Annotated in this window: 19 protein-coding genes and 1 pseudogene; 3 read left to right on the top strand and 17 right to left on the bottom strand. The window is 74.6% G+C overall.

Going from position 1 to position 17,049, the window contains the following annotated elements; all coding sequences use genetic code 11:
* Positions 1-72: 72 nt before the first annotated feature.
* The 12 genes and pseudogenes from MVA48_RS18810 to MVA48_RS18755 all read right to left on the bottom strand — a co-directional run.
* Positions 73-462, bottom strand: a pseudogene (locus MVA48_RS18810) (2Fe-2S iron-sulfur cluster-binding protein); the annotation flags it as partial.
* Positions 459-1,787, bottom strand: coding sequence for an NADH-quinone oxidoreductase subunit NuoF (nuoF, locus tag MVA48_RS18805; protein ID WP_246982446.1), 1,329 nt, complete (start codon positions 1,785-1,787; stop codon positions 459-461). The gene nuoF and the pseudogene MVA48_RS18810, both read right to left, overlap by 4 nt.
* A 5-nt stretch (positions 1,788-1,792) precedes the next feature.
* On the bottom strand, positions 1,793-2,803 hold the full coding sequence (nuoE, locus tag MVA48_RS18800) for an NADH-quinone oxidoreductase subunit NuoE (protein WP_246982444.1): 1,011 nt from the start codon (positions 2,801-2,803) through the stop codon (positions 1,793-1,795).
* The gene (locus tag MVA48_RS18795) at positions 2,800-4,116 is read right to left on the bottom strand and encodes an NADH-quinone oxidoreductase subunit D (protein WP_246982442.1); all 1,317 of its coding nucleotides are present in this window, start codon (positions 4,114-4,116) and stop codon (positions 2,800-2,802) included. The genes nuoE and MVA48_RS18795 overlap by 4 nt, the downstream gene beginning before the upstream one ends.
* Positions 4,113-4,865: an NADH-quinone oxidoreductase subunit C gene (locus tag MVA48_RS18790; RefSeq protein WP_246982440.1), complete on the bottom strand. Its 753-nt coding sequence runs from the start codon at positions 4,863-4,865 to the stop codon at positions 4,113-4,115. Before MVA48_RS18790 ends, MVA48_RS18795 begins: the two co-directional genes overlap by 4 nt.
* Before the next feature lie 61 nt (positions 4,866-4,926).
* On the bottom strand, positions 4,927-5,619 hold the full coding sequence (locus tag MVA48_RS18785) for a NuoB/complex I 20 kDa subunit family protein (protein ID WP_441300192.1): 693 nt from the start codon (positions 5,617-5,619) through the stop codon (positions 4,927-4,929).
* A gap of 9 nt (positions 5,620-5,628) precedes the next feature.
* Complete coding sequence (locus MVA48_RS18780) at positions 5,629-5,991, bottom strand: NADH-quinone oxidoreductase subunit A (protein ID WP_441300191.1); 363 nt, start codon at positions 5,989-5,991, stop codon at positions 5,629-5,631.
* A 97-nt stretch (positions 5,992-6,088) separates the two neighbouring features.
* Positions 6,089-7,174 carry an FAD-dependent monooxygenase gene (locus tag MVA48_RS18775; RefSeq protein ID WP_246989294.1) on the bottom strand — a complete coding sequence of 362 codons (1,086 nt, stop codon included), beginning with the start codon at positions 7,172-7,174 and terminating at the stop codon, positions 6,089-6,091.
* A 20-nt stretch (positions 7,175-7,194) separates the two neighbouring features.
* Complete coding sequence (locus tag MVA48_RS18770) at positions 7,195-7,356, bottom strand: FAD-dependent oxidoreductase (RefSeq protein ID WP_246982438.1); 162 nt, start codon at positions 7,354-7,356, stop codon at positions 7,195-7,197.
* A 104-nt stretch (positions 7,357-7,460) separates the two neighbouring features.
* Positions 7,461-8,108, bottom strand: a complete 648-nt coding sequence (locus MVA48_RS18765; protein WP_246982436.1) for a phosphoribosyltransferase — start codon at positions 8,106-8,108, stop codon at positions 7,461-7,463.
* Positions 8,109-8,283: 175 nt separating this feature from the next.
* The gene (locus tag MVA48_RS18760) at positions 8,284-8,901 is read right to left on the bottom strand and encodes a GNAT family N-acetyltransferase (RefSeq protein ID WP_246982435.1); all 618 of its coding nucleotides are present in this window, start codon (positions 8,899-8,901) and stop codon (positions 8,284-8,286) included.
* Positions 8,898-9,617: a demethylmenaquinone methyltransferase gene (locus tag MVA48_RS18755; protein ID WP_246982434.1), complete on the bottom strand. Its 720-nt coding sequence runs from the start codon at positions 9,615-9,617 to the stop codon at positions 8,898-8,900. The genes MVA48_RS18760 and MVA48_RS18755 overlap by 4 nt, the downstream gene beginning before the upstream one ends.
* A 35-nt stretch (positions 9,618-9,652) precedes the next feature.
* On the opposite strand from MVA48_RS18755, the gene MVA48_RS18750 reads away from it, so the two are divergent.
* The gene (locus MVA48_RS18750) at positions 9,653-10,930 is read left to right on the top strand and encodes an isochorismate synthase (protein WP_246982433.1); all 1,278 of its coding nucleotides are present in this window, start codon (positions 9,653-9,655) and stop codon (positions 10,928-10,930) included.
* A gap of 71 nt (positions 10,931-11,001) precedes the next feature.
* Here the strand turns inward: MVA48_RS18750 and MVA48_RS18745 are convergent, their stop codons facing one another.
* The 5 genes from MVA48_RS18745 to MVA48_RS18725 all read right to left on the bottom strand — a co-directional run bounded on the left by MVA48_RS18745 (position 11,002) and on the right by MVA48_RS18725 (position 15,003).
* The gene (locus MVA48_RS18745) at positions 11,002-11,430 is read right to left on the bottom strand and encodes a hypothetical protein (protein WP_246982432.1); all 429 of its coding nucleotides are present in this window, start codon (positions 11,428-11,430) and stop codon (positions 11,002-11,004) included.
* 174 nt (positions 11,431-11,604) lie between these two features.
* Positions 11,605-12,261: a hypothetical protein gene (locus MVA48_RS18740; RefSeq protein WP_246982431.1), complete on the bottom strand. Its 657-nt coding sequence runs from the start codon at positions 12,259-12,261 to the stop codon at positions 11,605-11,607.
* A 132-nt stretch (positions 12,262-12,393) separates the two neighbouring features.
* Entirely contained in the window at positions 12,394-12,684 is a 291-nt protein-coding gene (locus MVA48_RS18735; RefSeq protein ID WP_246982430.1) for a hypothetical protein, read from the bottom strand.
* Between the two features lie 169 nt (positions 12,685-12,853).
* The gene (menD, locus tag MVA48_RS18730; protein ID WP_246982428.1) at positions 12,854-14,083 is read right to left on the bottom strand and encodes a 2-succinyl-5-enolpyruvyl-6-hydroxy-3-cyclohexene-1-carboxylic-acid synthase; all 1,230 of its coding nucleotides are present in this window, start codon (positions 14,081-14,083) and stop codon (positions 12,854-12,856) included.
* Positions 14,080-15,003, bottom strand: coding sequence for an o-succinylbenzoate synthase (locus tag MVA48_RS18725; protein ID WP_246982426.1), 924 nt, complete (start codon positions 15,001-15,003; stop codon positions 14,080-14,082). Before MVA48_RS18725 ends, menD begins: the two co-directional genes overlap by 4 nt.
* A gap of 41 nt (positions 15,004-15,044) precedes the next feature.
* On the opposite strand from MVA48_RS18725, the gene menE reads away from it, so the two are divergent.
* Together menE and MVA48_RS18715 are read left to right on the top strand one after the other, a co-directional pair.
* Positions 15,045-16,172, top strand: coding sequence for an o-succinylbenzoate--CoA ligase (gene menE, locus MVA48_RS18720; RefSeq protein WP_246982424.1), 1,128 nt, complete (start codon positions 15,045-15,047; stop codon positions 16,170-16,172).
* Entirely contained in the window at positions 16,172-17,044 is an 873-nt protein-coding gene (locus MVA48_RS18715) for a 1,4-dihydroxy-2-naphthoate polyprenyltransferase (protein ID WP_246982422.1), read from the top strand. Before menE ends, MVA48_RS18715 begins: the two co-directional genes overlap by 1 nt.
* The last annotated feature ends 5 nt before the right edge of the window (positions 17,045-17,049 follow it).

The following is a 17,049-nucleotide window of genomic DNA, read 5'->3' as shown; positions in this document are numbered from 1 at the left end:
GCGCTTCTCGTCGACGAAGCGGGTCTCGGTGCGGCCGTGGCCCATCGCCTGGTTCTGCAGCGGGCACTCACCGCCCTTGTCGCAGGTGGGGCAGTCGAGCGGGTGGTTGATCAGCAGCAGCTCCATCGTGCCCTGCTGCGCCTTGTCCGCGACGTCGCTGGTCAGCTGGGTCCGCACGGCCATGCCCTCGGTGACCGGCATCGTGCAGGAGGCGACCGGCTTGCGCTGCCCCTCGACCTCGACCAGGCACTGCCGGCAGGCGCCGACCGGCTCGAGCAGCGGGTGGTCGCAGAACCGCGGGATGAAGACGCCGATCTGCTCGGCCGCCCGGATGATCAGCGTCCCCTTGGGCACGGCCACGTCGAAGCCGTCGATCGTGCAGTGGACGGCGTCGGGCGGTGTGTGCGGACCCGGCGTGCCCGGCGGGACCGCCGGCGCCGGTGTCGGATTGGTCAGAGTCATGAGGCCACCCCCACGGGCTCGATCCGGAGGCTGCGACCGAGCCGGGCCTGTTCCTCGGGCGGCAGCAGGGCGACGTAGTCGTCCTTGAAGTACTTCAGCGAGCTGGTGATGCAGCTCGTCGCGCCGTCACCCAGGGCGCAGAACGACCGGCCGAGGATGTTGTCGCAGGTGTCGATCAGGACGTCGAGGTCCTGGGCGGTGCCGCGGCCGTGGGCGATCCGTTCGAGGATCTGCACCAGCCAGTACGTGCCCTCGCGGCAGGGGGTGCACTTGCCGCAGCTCTCGTGCGCGTAGAACTCGGTGAACCGCAGCGTCGCCTCGACGATCGAGTCGGTCTCGTCGAACACCATCAGCGCCGTCGTGCCGAGCATCGAGCCGGCCGCGGCCACCGAGTCGAAGTCCAGCGGGACGTCGAGGTGCAGGTGCGTGAAGTAGGGCGTGGACGAGCCGCCCGGCGTCCAGAACTTCAGCTCGTGGCCGGGGCGGATGCCGCCGGCCATCTCCAGCAGTTCGCGCATCGTCGTCCCCATGGGGGCCTCGTACTGGCCCGGCCGGACGACGCGCCCCGACAGGGAGTAGATCTTCGGGCCCGGCGACTTCTCGGGGCCGAACTCCTTGAACCAGTCGGCGCCGCCGCGGACGATGAACGGCACGCTGGCCAGCGTCTCGACGTTGTTGATGACCGTCGGGGCGCCGTAGAGGCCGGCGACCGCGGGGAACGGCGGCTTGAGCCGCGGCTGCCCGCGGTAGCCCTCGAGCGAGTCGAGCAGCGCCGTCTCCTCGCCGCAGATGTAGGCCCCCGCGCCGGCGTGGACGACGAGCTCGAGGTCGTAGCCCGAGCCGAGGATGTCGCTGCCGAGGTAACCGGCCGCGTAGGCCTCCTCGACGGCGGTCACCAGGCGGCGGTGCGCGTGCACGGCCTCGCCGCGGACGTAGATGACCGCGAAGTGCGAGCGGATCGCGTACGCCGAGATGATGACGCCCTCCACCAGCGAGTGGGGGTCGGCCATCATCAGCGGCAGGTCCTTGCAGGTGCCCGGCTCGCCCTCGTCGGCGTTCACCACGAGGTACTTGGGCATGGCCGCCGGGCCCGTCGGCGTCTCCCCCGGCTTGGGCTGCGGGATGAAGCTCCACTTCATGCCGGTCGGGAAGCCGGCGCCGCCGCGACCGCGGAGGCCGGAGTCCTTGACGAGGGTGACCAGCTCGTCCGGCGCCATGCGCAGCGCACTGCGCAGCGCCGAGTAGCCCTCCAGCGACTCGTAGGTGGACAGCCGCCACGAGTGGTCGGCTCCCCAGCGCGTGGTGAGCACGGGAGTGAGAGGCATGCGGATCAGGCCTTCCCCGGACCTTGGCCGGTGGTGCCCGGCTCGGTCCCTGCAGGTGTGTCGGTGCCTTCGCGGCCGTCGGGCAGGCGCCGGCCGGCCGGCTCGGGGGCGTCCGGGTGCGATCCCGCGGCGCCGGCGCGTTCGGCGGGGTTGTCGGCGGCGGCGACCCGCGCGTCGGCCGCCTCGCGGCCCGGCGTCTCGCCGGTCGTGCCCGTCGGCGCGACGGTGGCGGCCGGTTCTTCCGCGTCCGCCGGCGGGGTCGAGGGACGGCGCATCGCCGGGGCGGTCTCCCCACGCTCCTGGGCCAGGCGCAGGCCGACCAGCGTCGGGCCGTAGTTCCCGGAGTGGTCCACTGCTTCCCGGGCCGCGTACGGATCCTCGTGCTGGGAGAACCCGGCCAGCTGCCGGGAGATGCCACGGAAGTCGGTGAGCGGCGCGCCGCGGGTGGGCAGCGGCTTCTCCCCGCGGCGCAGCGCGGCCACCAGCTCGCGGGCGCTGTCGACGTCCTGCTGGTCGTAGAACTCGTAGTCGACGGTCACCACGGGGGCGTAGTCGCACGCGGCGAGGCACTCGGCGTGCTCGAGGGTGACCGATCCGTCCCGCGCCGTCTCGTCGTGGTGGACGCCCAGGTCGGCCGACAGCGCGTCGAAGATCCGCTGCCCACCGAGGACGGCGCACAGCGTGTTGGTGCAGACGCTGACAAGGTGGCGACCGGTCGGGCGGCGCTTGTACATCGTGTAGAACGTCGCGACCGCCCCGACCTCGGCCTTGGTCAGCCGCAGCTCCTCGGCGCAGAAGGCGACGCCCTCGGGCGAGACGTACCCCTGGTAGCTCTGCACCAGGTGCAGCATCGGCAGCAGCGCCGAGCGGGCGACCGGGTAGCGGGCGATGATCTCGCGCGCCTCCAGCCGGGTCTGCTCCGTCAGCGGCGGCAGGTCCAGCGGCGCCGGCTGCACCGGGCTGTCGTCCAGACCGGTCGTCGCCGCGGCCTCGGGCGAGCCGGGAAGTGCGCTCATCGGTCGACTCCACCCATCACCGGGTCGATGGAAGCGATGGCCGCGATGACGTCGGCGATCATGCCGCCCTCGCTCATCGCCGCCGTGGCCTGCAGGTTGACGAATCCGGGGTCGCGCACGTGGACCCGCCACGGGCGGGTGCTGCCGTCGCTGACCACGTGGTAGCCGAGCTCGCCGCGGGGCGACTCGATCGGCACGTACACCTGGCCGGCCGGCACCCGGAAGCCCTCGGTGACCAGCTTGAAGTGGTGGATCAGGGCCTCCATCGACTGGCCCATGATGTGCTCGACGTGCTCCAGGGAGTTGCCCATGCCGTCGGGGCCGAGCGAGAGCTGGGCCGGCCAGGCGATCTTGCGGTCGTCGACCATGACCGGGCCGGGCTCGAGCCGGTCGCAGGCCTGCTCGATGAGCTTCAGCGACTCGTTCACCTCGGCCATGCGGACCAGGTACCGGCCCCACGCATCGGCGGTGTCGGCGGTCGGCACCTCGAAGTCGTAGGTCTCGTAGCCGAGGTAGGGCTCGACCTTTCGCATGTCCCACGGCAGTCCCGCCGCCCGCAGGATCGGGCCGGTCACGCCCAGGGCGATGCACCCCGTGACGTCGAGGTAGCCGACGTCCTTGAGCCGCCGCTGCCAGATCGGCTGGCCGGTGAGCAGCCGGTGGAAGTCGGCCACCCGCTTGGGCATGATCGTCAGGAACTCGCGGATGTGCTCGACCGCGCCCTCGGGGAGGTCCTGCGCCAGCCCGCCGGGGCGGATGTAGGCGTGGTTCATCCGCAGGCCGGTGATCTCCTCCAGCAGGTCGAGCACCATCTCCCGCTCGCGGAAGCCGTTGGTCATGCCGGTGAGGGCGCCCATCTCCATGCCGAAGGTCGCCAGCGCGACCAGATGCGAGGAGATCCGGTTGAGCTCCATGACCAGGAGCCGGATGGTCTGCGCACGCTGCGGCACCTCGACGCCGAGCAGCTTCTCCACGGCCATGCAGTACGCGGCCTCGTTGTAGAGCGGGGCCAGGTAGTCCATCCGGGTCACGAACGTCGTGCCCTGCGTCCAGTTGCGGTATTCGATGTTCTTCTCGATGCCGGTGTGCAGGTAGCCGATGACCACGCGGGCCTTGGTGACCGTCTCGCCCTCCAGGTCGAGGACCAGGCGGAGGACGCCGTGCGTCGAGGGGTGCTGCGGCCCCATGTTGACGACGAGGCGCTCCTCGCCGTGCGGATCGGCGAACGTCAGGTCCCAGTCGCCGCCGGTGACGGTGTAGACGCGGCCCTCGGTCGTCTCGCGGGAGCCGGCGTACGGATCGGTCGTGGTCATCGGTACGCCCTCCGGGTGTCGGGCGGCGGGATGGTCGCGTCGTGGTACTCGACGGGGACGCCGCCGAGCGGGTAGTCCTTGCGCTGCGGGTGCCCGTCCCAGTCGTCGGGCATGAGGATGCGGGTGAGCGCCGGGTGGCCGTCGAAGACGACGCCGAACATGTCCCAGGTCTCGCGCTCGTGCCAGTCCGCCGTGGGGTAGACCGCGACCACCGAAGGCACGTGCGGGTCCTCCGCGGTGACCGCGACCTCCAGCCGGATGCGCCGGCGGTAGGTCATCGAGGTCAGGTGGTAGACGACGTGCAGGCGCGGTCGGCCGGGCGTGATCGCCGGGCCGCCACTGTCGAGGTAGTCGACGCCCGAGAGGCTGCTGAGCAGCTCGAAGCGCAGCGCGTCGTCGTCGCGCAGCGCCCGGACCAGCGTCAGCAGGTGCTCGCGGGCGACGAAGTAGGTGATCTCGCCGCGGTCCACGAGCACCCGCTGCACGGCGGCGGTGTAGGTGGCCTCGCCGACGGCCTCGATCAGCGCGTCGGTCACCTCGTCGAAGTAGCCGCCGTAGGGCCGGTCGGTGGAGTGCAGCGCCACCGCACCACCCGGCTCGACCCGCACCAGCCCGCCGAAGCCGGAGGTGTCACCGCTGCCGCTGACGCCGAACGCGCCCTTGCGGAAGCCCCCCGAGGACGCGGTGGCGTCGTCGTACCCGGCCTCCTCACGACCCGGGACGACGTTGGAGCCGCCGTCGTTGCTCATCGCTGGACCCCCGGCTCTGTCGCGCTGCTCATCGCTGGGACTCCCGGCTCTGTCGCGCTGCTCATCGCCAGGCCTTCCCGAGGCCGGTCGGCCGCTCCTCCGGCAGCAGCACCGCGTTGCCGCCGCGCTGCTCGATGGCGAACTGGCCGGCGCGCCCCTCGGCCGCCGCCTGCTCGTAGGCACGGCGGGCCTTCTTGTCGACGCGCACCGTCGACGGCATCTCCACGTGGAGGTCCTTCGCGGTGCCGTCCTCCTCGGCCCGCGCGAGGGCGCGCGCACGCTTCGGTCCGAGGGGCTCGTGCTGGATCTTGTGGTGCAGCTTGAGGATCGCGTCCATCAGCATCTCCGGTCGCGGCGGGCAACCGGGGAGGTACATGTCCACGGGCACGATGTGGTCGACGCCCTGGACGATCGCGTAGTTGTTGAACATGCCTCCGGAGCTGGCGCAGACGCCCATCGCCAGCACCCAGCGCGGCTCGGGCATCTGGTCGTAGATCTGCCGCAGGACCGGCGCCATCTTCTGGCTGACCCGCCCCGCGACGATCATCAGGTCGGCCTGGCGCGGCGAGGCGCGGAAGACCTCCATGCCGAAGCGGGCCAGGTCGTAGCGCCCGGCGCCCGACGCCATCATCTCGATGGCGCAGCAGGCCAGGCCGAACGTCGCCGGCCACAGGGAGGACTTGCGCGTCCAGTTGACCAGCTTCTCGACGCTGGTCAGCAGCACCCCGCTGGGCAGCTTCTCCTCGAGTCCCATCGTGGCTCCCTAGTCCCACTCCAGCCCGCCGCGCCGCCACTCGTAGGCGAAGGCGAGGAAGACCGTGCCGATGAAGACGACCATCGCGACCAGACCCCAGAGCCCGAGCGCGTCGTTGGCGACGGCCCAGGGGTAGAGGAAGACGATCTCGATGTCGAAGACGATGAAGAGCATCGCCGTCAGGTAGTACTTGACCGGGAAGCGCCCGCCGGTCAACGGCTGGTCGGTCGGCTCGATCCCGCACTCGTAGGCGTCGAGCTTGGCCCGGTTGTAGCGCCGCGGACCCACGAAGGGCGCCAGCGTCACCGAGAACAACGCGAAGCCGGCAGCCAGCGCGAAGAGCCCGACGATCGGGACGTAGTTCGACAGCATCAGCGGCACCCTACGGTGAGGACGATCACGGTCCGGGCAGGCGTCCGGGGTTCACGCTCCGTGTCGGCACGTGTCCTCGGTGTGATGTCGACCACGGTCACACCGCCGGTACGAGCCGGGTCAGGACGGCGATGGCCCGGTCGACGGCGTCGCCGCGCATCCCGTCGCCGAGATTGCCCATCAGCCGCAGGGCCGCGTTCACCAGCACGGGGCGCTTGAGACCGTGCGCCGTCGCGAAGCGGACGACGTCCGGCCGGCTCAGCAGGGCGAGGAAACCGACACCCAGGCGGTGGTGCCGGCCGTACTCGGCGCGCAGCCGGTCGGGATACCGATGCAGCACCGCCTCGCGCAGCGGACCTTCCGGCTGCGCCAGGGCGTCGGCTGCGGTCTCGGCAGCCATGCGGCCGGTCTCCATCGCGTAGCTGATGCCCTCGCCGTTGAACGGGTTGACCGTGCCCGCGGCGTCGCCGGTGAGCAGCAGGCCGCGGGTGTAGGCGGGCCGGCGGTGCAGCGCCATGGGCAGACCGGCCCCCCGCAGCGGGGTGACGGCGTGCTCCTCGTCCAGCTGCGCCTCGGCCGGGAAGGTGGCGAGCCAGCGGCGCAGCGTCTCCCGGTGGTCGGCGTCGCCGGCACGCCGGGTGTCGAGCAGGCCGAAGCCGACGTTCGCCGTCCCGTCGCCCATCCCGAACACCCACCCGTACCCGGGCATCGAGGCCGCGGTCGGCCCGTCGGCCGACAGGTCGAAGGAGATGTCGAGGTAGTGGTCGGCCGCCCGGGGCGTACGGACGTACCGGCGGACGGCGACGCCGAGCGGCCGGTGCTCGTCGCGGACCAGCCCCAGCGACTTGGCCAGCCGGCCCGACAACCCCTCGGCGGAGACCACCAACGGCGCCCTCCACTCGCCCGGGGTCCGGTCGGCCCCGGCCTCGGTCCGCACGCCGGCCACCCGGCCCGCGTCGTCGAACAGCGGGTCGGTGACCGTCACCCCGGTGTGCAGCCGGGCGCCGGCCGCCACCGCGTGGTCGGCGAGCAGCGCGTCCAGCTCGCTGCGCGGTCGCACGACGCTGTAGTCCGGCCAGCTGTCCAGCCGCGGCCAGTCCACCTCCACGACCTGGCCGCCGCCGGTGACGCGCAGCCCCTTGTGGCGGACCCAGCCGCTGGGGTCGATGCCCACGTCGAGCAGGGCCTTGACGCCGCGCGGGGTCAGCCCGTCGCCGCAGACCTTCTCGCGGGGAAGGCCGCCTTCTCGAGGACGACGACATCGACCCCGGCCTGCGCCAGCCACCACGCCGCGGACGAGCCGGCGGGCCCGGCGCCGACCACGACGACGTCGGCCTGCTGCCGCTCTCCCGCCGGTGCCGACACGTCGGCGCCCCCTTCCCGGACGTCGAAGCAGAGCTTGTGAATAAGTTCACAAAGTCTCTCGGTCCGAGTCTAGGCCTGCGTGTGAGCGAGGGAACAGCAGGGCCTCAGGAGAGGGCCGCGCGGACCTCCGCGTCGGAGGTCTCGGCGAAGTCCGCGTAACCCTGGCCGACCGCCCGGAAGGAGCGGGGAGCGCTGAGGCAGACCACCTCGTCGACGTCGTCCCGGAGGGCGGCGAGCGCCGAGGGCGATCCGACCGGGACGGCCGCCACCAGCCGTGCCGGCCGCTGCCGGCGCAGGGCGACGACCGCCGCGCGCATGGTGGCGCCCGTCGCCAGCCCGTCGTCCACCACCACGACCACCCGGCCCTGCACGTCCGCGGCCGCGCGTTCCCCGCGGTAGCTCGCCTCGCGACGGCGCAGCTCGGCCAGCTCGCGTGCCCGCACCCGTTCGAACGTCTCGTCGTCGACGGCGGCGGACCGCAGGACCGCGTCGACGCGGACGGTCTCCACCGCGCCCCCGACGGCGGCTATCGCACCCATGGCGAGTTCCGGCTGCCACGGCAGGCCCAGCTTGCGCACGACCAGGACGTCGAGCGCCGCACCGAGGGCCCCGGCCACCTCTGCGGCGACCACCACGCCACCCCGCGGGAGCCCGAGGACGACGACGCCCGAGCCGCCGGCCAGCGAGGTCGCGAGCCGCTCCCCCAGGGCCCGGCCGGCGGCCTGGCGGTCGGCGAACCGCTGCGCGGACACGTCGGAGACGGAGGTCCTAGAGCGGCTCGGGGCCCGGCGCCGGCGGCGGAGCCGTGGGGTCCGCGGGGCCGGGCGTCGGGTACGGGGCGGGGACCGGTGGCGGCGTCGGGTCGGTGGGCGAGGGAACCGGCGACGGGGGCCCGGGCGGCGGTGGCGGGGTCGTCATGGCCCCACGCTAATCCTTCAGCCGCGCCTCGAGAGCCGCTCTGACCTCGGACCATTCGTCGCGCAGCACGCTGAACACGACCGTGTCGCGGAACGTGCCGTCCTCCCGCCGCATGTCCCGCCGGAGGACGCCCTCGCGCCGGGCACCGAGCTTCGCGATCGCCGCCTGGGACCGGGTGTTCAGTGCGTCGGTCTGGATCTTCACCCGGCCGTAGCCGCAGTCGTCGAAGCACTGCGCGAGCAGCAGGAGCTTCGCCTCCGGGTTCACCCGCGTGCCCCACCACTGCGAGCCGTACAGGGTCGAGCCGAGGTGGATCGACTCGTTGACCAGGTGCGCCTCCAGCAGCGAGGACGTGCCGACCAGCGTCCCGTCGGCCACCCGACGGATCGCGTAGGCGGTCCGCCCGCCACCGACGCCGTCGGCCTGCCCCTGGCCGCGCAGGAACCGCTCCCGGGCGAGCTGCACGCCGTCCTCGAGCGACGTCGGCCGCCGGTGCACCACGTAGCCGCTCGCGTAGACGGCGGGGTCGGCCAGCAGTGGGAAGAGCTCCGGCAGGTCGGCCTCGGTGAGGAGGTCCAGCCGCACGAACCGTCCGACCAGCGGCTCACCGGTCGGCAGGACGGTCACGGGCGGCGGGCGCGGTGCAGCGCCACGACGCCGCCGGTGAGGTTCTGCCAGGCCACGTCGGTCCAGCCGGCGTCCTGCACGCGGGCGGCCAGCGCCGGCTGGTCGGGCCAGGCCCGGATCGACTCGGCGAGGTAGACGTACGCCTCGGGATTGCTGCTCACCGCGCGGGCGATCCGGGGCAGCGCCTTCATCAGGTACTCGGTGTAGACGGTGCGGAACGGGGTCCAGGTCGGCGAGGAGAACTCGCAGATCACCAGCGTGCCGCCGGGCCTGGTCACCCGCCGGAACTCCCGCAGCGCGGCGTCGGGGTCGGCCACGTTGCGCAGCCCGAACGAGATGACCACGCCGTCCACGCTCTCGTCGGCCAGCGGCAGGGCCATCGCGTCCCCGGCCACCTTGGGCACCGGCCGGGCGGCACCCGCGCGCAGCATGCCCAGGGAGAAGTCGCAGGCGACGGCGGTCACGCCGCCGGCCGCCAGCTCCACGGTCGAGACCGCCGTCCCGGCGGCGACGTCGAGGACGACGTCTCCCGCGCGTGCGCCCAGCGCCTCGCGGGTCGCCCGGCGCCAGGCGGCGTCGCGGCCCCCGGAGAGGACCGTGTTGGTCAGGTCGTAGCGGCGGGCGACCCGGTCGAACATGGCCGCCACGTCGGCCGGCCGCTTGTCCAGCCCCGCCCGCACGCCGCTGCTGTGTCCGTCCTCTCGCCGGTCTCCCACGGCGAGGACGCTACAAGGCTGCCTACGCTGGGCAGGTGACCGTGGGCGCCCTGACCTCGCTGGACGCGGCCGCCGCGTCCCCGAGGCGCACGGTGACGACGATCGAAACGAGCGCCCCCGGCGCCCTCCTCCGCCATCTCCCGTCCCGGGGCGGGCTGTCCTGGGTGCGCCGCGGCGAGGGACTCGTCGGGTGGGGCGAGGCCGCCCGGCTGGAGGTGTCGGGGCCCCGAGGCCTCGCGGAAGCGGCCGCCTGGTGGGCGGAGTGGACGGCCGGGCTCGACGTGGACGACGAGCTCGACGTCCCCGGTTCGGGGCCGGTCCTGTTCGCGAGCATCGCGTTCGACCCCGAGGTGGGCACGTCGGTCTTCGTCGTCCCCGAGGTCGTCGTCGGCCGGCGCGACGGCCGCCGCTGGGTCACCACCGTGGGCGACGTCGAGCCGGACCTCCTGCCGCCGCCCCGCCCGCCGGACGACGCACCGGGCGCGCGACTGCGCTACGCCGACGGCGCGCTGGACCCCGCCAGCTGGTGTGCGTCGGTGGCGACCGCGGTCGAGCGGATCGGCGCCGGCGAACTGGCCAAGGTGGTGCTCGCCCGCGACCTGCTCGTGTCCTCCGACGTCCCGCTGGATCCGCGCCGGCTGCTGCACCGTCTGGCCGACCGTTTCCCCGACTGCTGGACGTTCGCCGTCGACGGGCTGCTCGGCGCAACTCCCGAACTGCTGCTGCGGCGCACCGGCCGCGAGCTGTCGGCGCGGGTGCTGGCCGGCACGGCGCCCCGCGGGGCCGGCGACCACGACGAGCGCCTGGCCGCCGCCCTGATCGGCTCCGCGAAGGACCGCGCCGAGCACGCCCTGGCCGTCGACTCGCTCGTGCGGGCGCTCGAGCCGTTCTGCAGCACCCTGACGGCGCCGGCCGAGCCGGAGCTGCTGACCCTCGCCAACGTCCGCCACCTGGCCTCCGACGTCACCGGGACCCAGCACACTCGCGGGCTGCGCGGCCGGGCCGGGCTGCTCGACCTGATCGGGGCCGTGCACCCGACGGCAGCCGTGTGCGGCACCCCCGCGAAGGACGCCGCCGCGGCGATCGCCGAGCTCGAGGGCATGGACCGGGGCCGCTACGCGGGCCCGGTGGGCTGGCTGGACGCTCGGGGCGACGGGGAGTTCGGGCTGGCCCTGCGCTGTGCGGAGCTGCTCGGCGAGCACAGCGCGCGGCTCTTCGCCGGGTGCGGCATCGTCGCCGGCTCCGATCCGGCGTCCGAGCTGGCGGAGACCCAGGCGAAGTTCGCCGCCTTCCAGGCCGCCCTCGAGGGCTGAATCCCTCCGGAACGCCGGAACGGCGGTGTCCCCCCGAGGGACACCGCCGTTTCGGCGTGGTAGGGGTGCGCTCAGAAGCGACCGCCGCCCGTGGGCTGCTCGATGCAGGTCTTCTGGCTGGCCTTCTCGATCAGCTTGCGGGCCTGCGCCTCCAGCTCCGCGGCCGCGGCGTCGGCCCTCTCGGCCTGCTTGACGATGCCCTTGGCCTGGCCGGGGATCTTGGCCGCCTTGGCGTAGAGCGCGTCGGCCTCCGCGCGCAGCTTCGCCGCGGCGCTGTCGAGGACGGCAGCCTGCGCGGTGGCCTCCGCGAGCTTCCGGGCGTACTCCGCCAGGTCCTCGGCGGTGCAGATCGTGGGCGCCGAGACCGGGTTGCCGTCCTTGTCGTACACGACGTCGGCGGCGTGGGCGGCGGGGGCGATGGCCACGGTGCCGAACGCAGCCACGCCGGCCATGGCGATCGTCACCGCGAGGCGGCGGAAGGTGCTGATGTTCGAGCTCATGTCGTCGTCTCTCCTTGACTATCCGGGACCGGGACGATCCCGGTGACAGGAACGACGATGCAGGTCGTTCCGCAAGCCACACGGGAGGGATCCGCAAGAGAACCGCAAGAACAGCAAGACGCCGGACGGCGGTGCCCCAAGAGGGACACCGCCGTCCGGCGCGTGGTGCTGGGATCAGAAGCGACCGCCGGGCGCGGTGACCTCGATGCAGTTCTTCTGGCCGGCCTTCGCCAGGAGCTTGACGCCCTCGGCGTCCAGCAGGGCCGCGGCCCGGTCGGCGGCGTCGGCGAGCCCGATGATGAGCTTCGCGGACATGCCCTTGGCCTTGGCGGCCTGCGCGCGCAGGACCACCGCGGACTGGCGGAGAACGGTGGCCGCCTTGGTCAGCGAGGCGACCTTCTTGGTGGCGTCGGCGACGTTCTTGGTCACGTTCTCGAGGTCCTGCGCCGTGCAGACCGTGGGGGCCTTGATCGGCTTGCCGTCCTTGTCGTAGACGACCGGCGGCGGGACCGGGGTCGGAGCGACGACGACCTCGTCATCGTCGTCGTCGTCATCGTCGTCGTCCTCGTTCACGGGAGCGGACGGGACGGCCGGAGCCGACTGGGTCACGGGACCGGACGGTGCCGGGGCGACCGGTGCGGGGAGCGCGTCGGGGCCGGGCTCCGTGAGCGGAGCGGGCTCGGGAGCGGACTCGGTGACGGGAGCGGACTCGGTGACGACCGCGTCGTCGGCCAGGGCGGCCGGGGCGAGGGCAACGGTGCCGATCGCGGCGACGCCGGCCATGGCGATCGTCACCGCGAGGCGGCGGAAGGGGCTGGTGTTCGAGCTCATGTCGTCGTCTCTCCTTGACTCTCCGGGACCGGGCGGCTCCCGGGGACGACGACGACGATGCGGGCCCTTCCGCAGGCCACCCGCCAGGGAACCGCACGAGAAGCGCAAGACGTGGAGCCGGGAAGCCGCCGGTCAGGCGGGAAGTGCGCTCCGCGCGGCGGCCCGCAGCTCCCGCGCGAGGCCCGCCTCGGCCCGCTGGTCGGTGCGGACGACGACCACGCGCGGCCCGCCCAGGGCCAGGACGCCCGGCAGCTCGCCGGCCGAACCCACCGCTCCGGCCGCCCACCCCATCGACCGGGCCACGGTCACGAGGTCCCGGCCGTGCGGCGTGCCGAACACCCGCCGGTAGTCGCGCGCGTGCCGGTCCTGCCCCGGCTCGAGCTGCGCGAAGATCCCGCCCCCGTCGTTGTCCGGGACCACCACGGTGAGGTCCGGCAGCGGCTCCCCCTCCCCAGCAGCAGCCCGGTGAGGTCGTGCAGGAAGGTGAGGTCGCCCATCAGCGCGAAGGCCGGTCCCGCGTGCGCCAGCGCCGCCCCGACGGCGGTGGAGATCGTGCCGTCGATGCCGGCCACACCGCGGTTGGCGAGCACGGTCAGGTCTGCCCGCGGCACGGCGAGCCGGTCGACGTCGCGCACGGGCGTCGAGGACCCCAGCACGAGCAGGACCCCCGCCGGCAGGGCCGCGACGACGTCCCGCGCGAGCCGTGCCGCCGACAGGCCAGGGGCACCGTCGAGGACGGCGTCCACCGCGCCTCCCACCCGCTCGGCGGCGGCTGCCCACTCCGTCGCCCAGGCACCGTCGAGGGTGCCCGCCTCACCGGGCCCGGCGGCGACGTCGAGGCCCACCGTGGCGCTCGACCGGGTCGCATCCGCCCAGCGGGGGTGGTCGTCGTCGTGATCACCTCGATCCGGTCATCGGCGAGCAGGCGCGACACCGGCCGGGACAGCGTCGGCCGGCCGACGACGACGACCTGGTCCGGACGGTGCTCCTCCAGCCACTCCGGCGCGTCGAGCAGCAGGGCACCGGCTCGGAGGCCGGACCACCCACCGCTGGACGGTTCGGCGACGACCGGCCAGCCGTTGCCGGCGGCGACGTCGGCGGCGACCCGCCCCCAGGACGGAGGACCGTCTCCGATGACGACGAGCGTCCGCCGGCGCCAGGGCGGGGAGCCGGCGGTGGCGGGCGACCACGCCTGGGCCGCCGTCCACGGCGCGCCGTCGGGCCGCCCCGTCCAGAAGACGTCCAGCTGCCCGGTGTCCTCGTCATCGGGCAGCAGCGGCTCGCGGAACGCCAGGTTGAGGTGCACCGGCCCGGGGTCTGCAGACGTATCGCCGCGCGCGGTGATCAGCGCCCTGGCCACCAGCGAGCGCCAGTACCGGTTCTGCGCCGCGTCCCGTGCCGCCTCGGGCACGCCGACGTCGGCGGCCCACCGGACGGCACCGCCGTAGAGGCCGGCCTGCTCGATGGTCTGGTTGGCGCCGGTGGCCCGCAGCTCGGGCGGCCGGTCGGCGGTCAGCGCGAGCAGCGGCACCCCGCTCGCGTCGGCCTCGAGCACCGCCGCGTGCAGGTGCGCCGCCGCCGTCCCCGACGTGGTCAGCACCGGGACCGGTCGCCCCGACGCCTTGGCCAGTCCGAGGGCGAGGAACGCCGCCGTCCGCTCGTCGATCCGGACGTGCAGCCGCAGCCGGCCGTTCCGCTCGGCGCCGGCGAGGGCGAGCGCGACCGGAGCGGACCGCGAGCCCGGCGCGAGCACGGCGTCGGTGACGCCGCCGCGCAGCAGCTCGTCCACCAGCACCCGGGCGAACGCGGTCGAGGGGTTCATGCGCGCACCGCGTCGAGCCGGGTGCGCCACCGGGCGGCGGTGGCGGTGTCGGCCGCGACGGCGTCCAGCCGGTCGGGCTCGACCCGGCGCACGGGCAGCTCGCCACCCACCGGCAGCAGCGGCTCGGTCGTGACGTCGTCGGTGAACAGCGCGACCGTGGCCAGACCGCAGGCGAACGGCAGTTCCGGCAGCGCAGCGGCCAGCGCGACCCCCGCCGCGATGCCGACCGAGCTCTCCAGCGCCGAGGAGACGACGCACGGCAGGCCGTGCGCCTCGGCCACCTCGAGCGCCGCCCGCACCCCACCGAGCGGCTGCACCTTGAGGACGACGACGTCGCAGGCCTCCCGCAGGTCGACCCGCCGCGGATCGGCCGAGCGCCGCACCACCTCGTCCGCGGCGATCCGGACGTCGGTCCGGCGGCGCAGGGCGGCCAGCTCCCCGAGCGTGGCGCACGGCTGCTCGACGTACTCCAGGCCCACCGCGTCCAGGTCGCGGATGCGGGCGACCGCGGTGTCGACGTCCCAGGCCGCGTTGGCGTCGACCCGGATCGCCCCGTCGGCGCCCAGGGCGTCGCGGACTGCCTCGAGGCGCGCGCGGTCGTCGGCCGGCGACTGACCCGGCTCGGCGACCTTCACCTTGGCCGTGCGGCAGCCCGAGGCCGCGACGATCGCGTGCGCCCGGTCCGCGTCCACGGCCGGCACCGTCACGTTCACCGGCACCGCCGCGCGCGCGGGCTCGGGCCATCCCTCGGTCGCCGCCTCCACCGCCGCCGCCCACCAGCGCCGGCTCTCCGCCACGTCGTAGTCCCAGAACGGCGAGAACTCACCCCACCCCGCCGGCCCCTGGACCAGTACGCCGTCCCGGACGTCGACGCCGCGGAACCGGGTGCGCAGCGGCACCCGGTACACGGCGGTGATCACGTCGATCAGCGTACGGGGGCAGGGTCGTAGGCTTGCCCGTCGTGACCAGGCGCCTCACCGTCCTCCCGGCGCGGGAGGTGACCGAGGGCGCGGTCCGGGCCGCGCTGGCCGGCACGGCGCCCCTCGCGGTCCTCCCGTCGGGACCGCCGGCGGTGGTCGGGGCCGCGCGCGAGGTGCTGCGTCCGCAGGTGCCGCTGGAGTCCGGGGCCGACGTCGTCGTGGTGACCTCCGGATCGACCGGAGGCGGTCGCGGTGTGCTGCTGCCCGCCGCTGCCCTGCAGGCGTCGGCCGCGGCGACCCTGGACCGGCTCGGCGGCCCGGGCAGCTGGTTGCTGGCCCTGCCGGTGTCGGCGATCGCCGGGCTGCAGGTGATCTGCCGCAGCGTCCTCGCCGGGCGGCCCGCGACCGTGCTGGGGGACGGCGAGCCGCTGGCGGCCGCGGTCGGCCGGTTGCCCGCCGGCCGCCGGTACACCGCGCTGGTCCCCACGCAGCTGCGCCGCCACCTCGACGCGGAGCCGGCCGCCCTGCGGGCGTTCGACGCCGTCCTGGTCGGGGGCGCCGCGACCGACCCGGTGCTGCTCGCCCGCGCCCGCGAGGCGGGCGTGGCGGTGGTGACGACCTACGGCATGACCGAGACGGCCGGGGGCTGCGTCTACGACGGCCTGCCGCTGGACGGCGTGCGGGTGCGGGTGGCCGACGGCCCCGAGCCCGGCGGGATCGAGCTGGCCGGGCCGGTGCTCGCCCTCGGCTACCGGCTGGACCCCGCTGCCACCGAGGCGGCGTTCCGGGGCGGCTGGTTCGCCACCCGCGACGCCGGCACGCTCGACGGCGACGGCCGGCTGACCGTGCACGGACGCCTCGACGACGTGGTCGTCAGCGGCGGCGTGAACGTCGCGCCGCAGGCGGTGGAGGCGGCGTTGCGGGAGCACCCGGAGGTCGCCGACGTCGTGGTGTTCGGCCGGCCGGACGAGGAGTGGGGTCAGCGGGTCGTGGCCGCCGTCGTGCCGCGGGCCGGCGTCGAGCCCGCGCTGCCCGCGCTCCGGGCCTGGGTCGCCGAGCGGCTCGGCGCGGCGGCCGCACCCCGGGAGCTGCACGTCGTCCCCGCCGTTCCGCTGCTGCACAGCGGCAAGCCGGACCGGCGCGCGGTGGCCCGGGAGGTGCTGCGCTGATGGCGACCCCGGGGCAGTGGGTGGCCGGCGCCCGGCCCCGCACGCTGCCCGCCGCGCTGGCGCCGGTCCTCGTCGGCACCGGCGCCGCCGTGGCGCTCGACGGCTTCCGGCTCGTCCCGGCGTTGCTGGCGCTGGTGGTCGCGCTGGCCCTGCAGGTGGCGGTCAACTACGCCAACGACTACTCCGACGGCCGCCGCGGTACCGACGCCGACCGGGTGGGCCCGATGCGGCTGGTCGGCTCCGGCGCGGCACCGCCCGGTCAGGTGCTGCTGGCGGCGGTCCTGTCCTTCGCCGTTGCCGCGGTGGCCGGCCTCGTGCTCGCGGCCCTGTCCAGCTGGTGGTTGATCGCGGTGGGCGCGGTCTGCATCGCGGCCGCGTGGACCTACACCGGCGGTCCGCTGCCCTACGGCTACCGCGCCCTCGGCGAGGTGTTCGTGTTCGTCTTCTTCGGCCTGGTGGCGGTCGCCGGGACGACGTTCGTCCAGACCGGCACGCTGCCCGGGCTGGCGTTCGCCGTCGCCGTCCCGGTCGGGCTGCTCATCGTGGCCATCCTGGTGGTCAACAACCTCCGCGACCTCGCCGGCGACGCCGACGTGGGCAAGCGGACGCTGGCGGTCCTGCTCGGCGACCGCGCGACCCGTGTGCTGTTCGTCGCCCTCTTCGCCGTCGCGTTCGCCGTCGTCGCCGGCGTCGGCGTCGCCCGCCCCTGGAGCCTGCTCGGCCTCCTCGCCGCCCCGCTGGCGGTGCCACCGGCCCGCGCGGTGCTCTCCGGAGGACGCGGCCCCGCGCTCGTCGCCGCGCTGCAGGGCACCGGCCTGGTGACCCTGGCGACCGGCGTCCTGCTCGGCGCCGGGCTGGCGCTCAGCGGCTGAGCCGG

It is taken from the genome of Blastococcus sp. PRF04-17 (assembly GCF_023016265.1).
Classification (GTDB): Bacteria; Actinomycetota; Actinomycetes; order Mycobacteriales; family Geodermatophilaceae; genus Blastococcus_B.
Note: the sequence above shows the minus strand (reverse complement) of the source record. Positions and strands in the feature narration are given on the sequence as shown.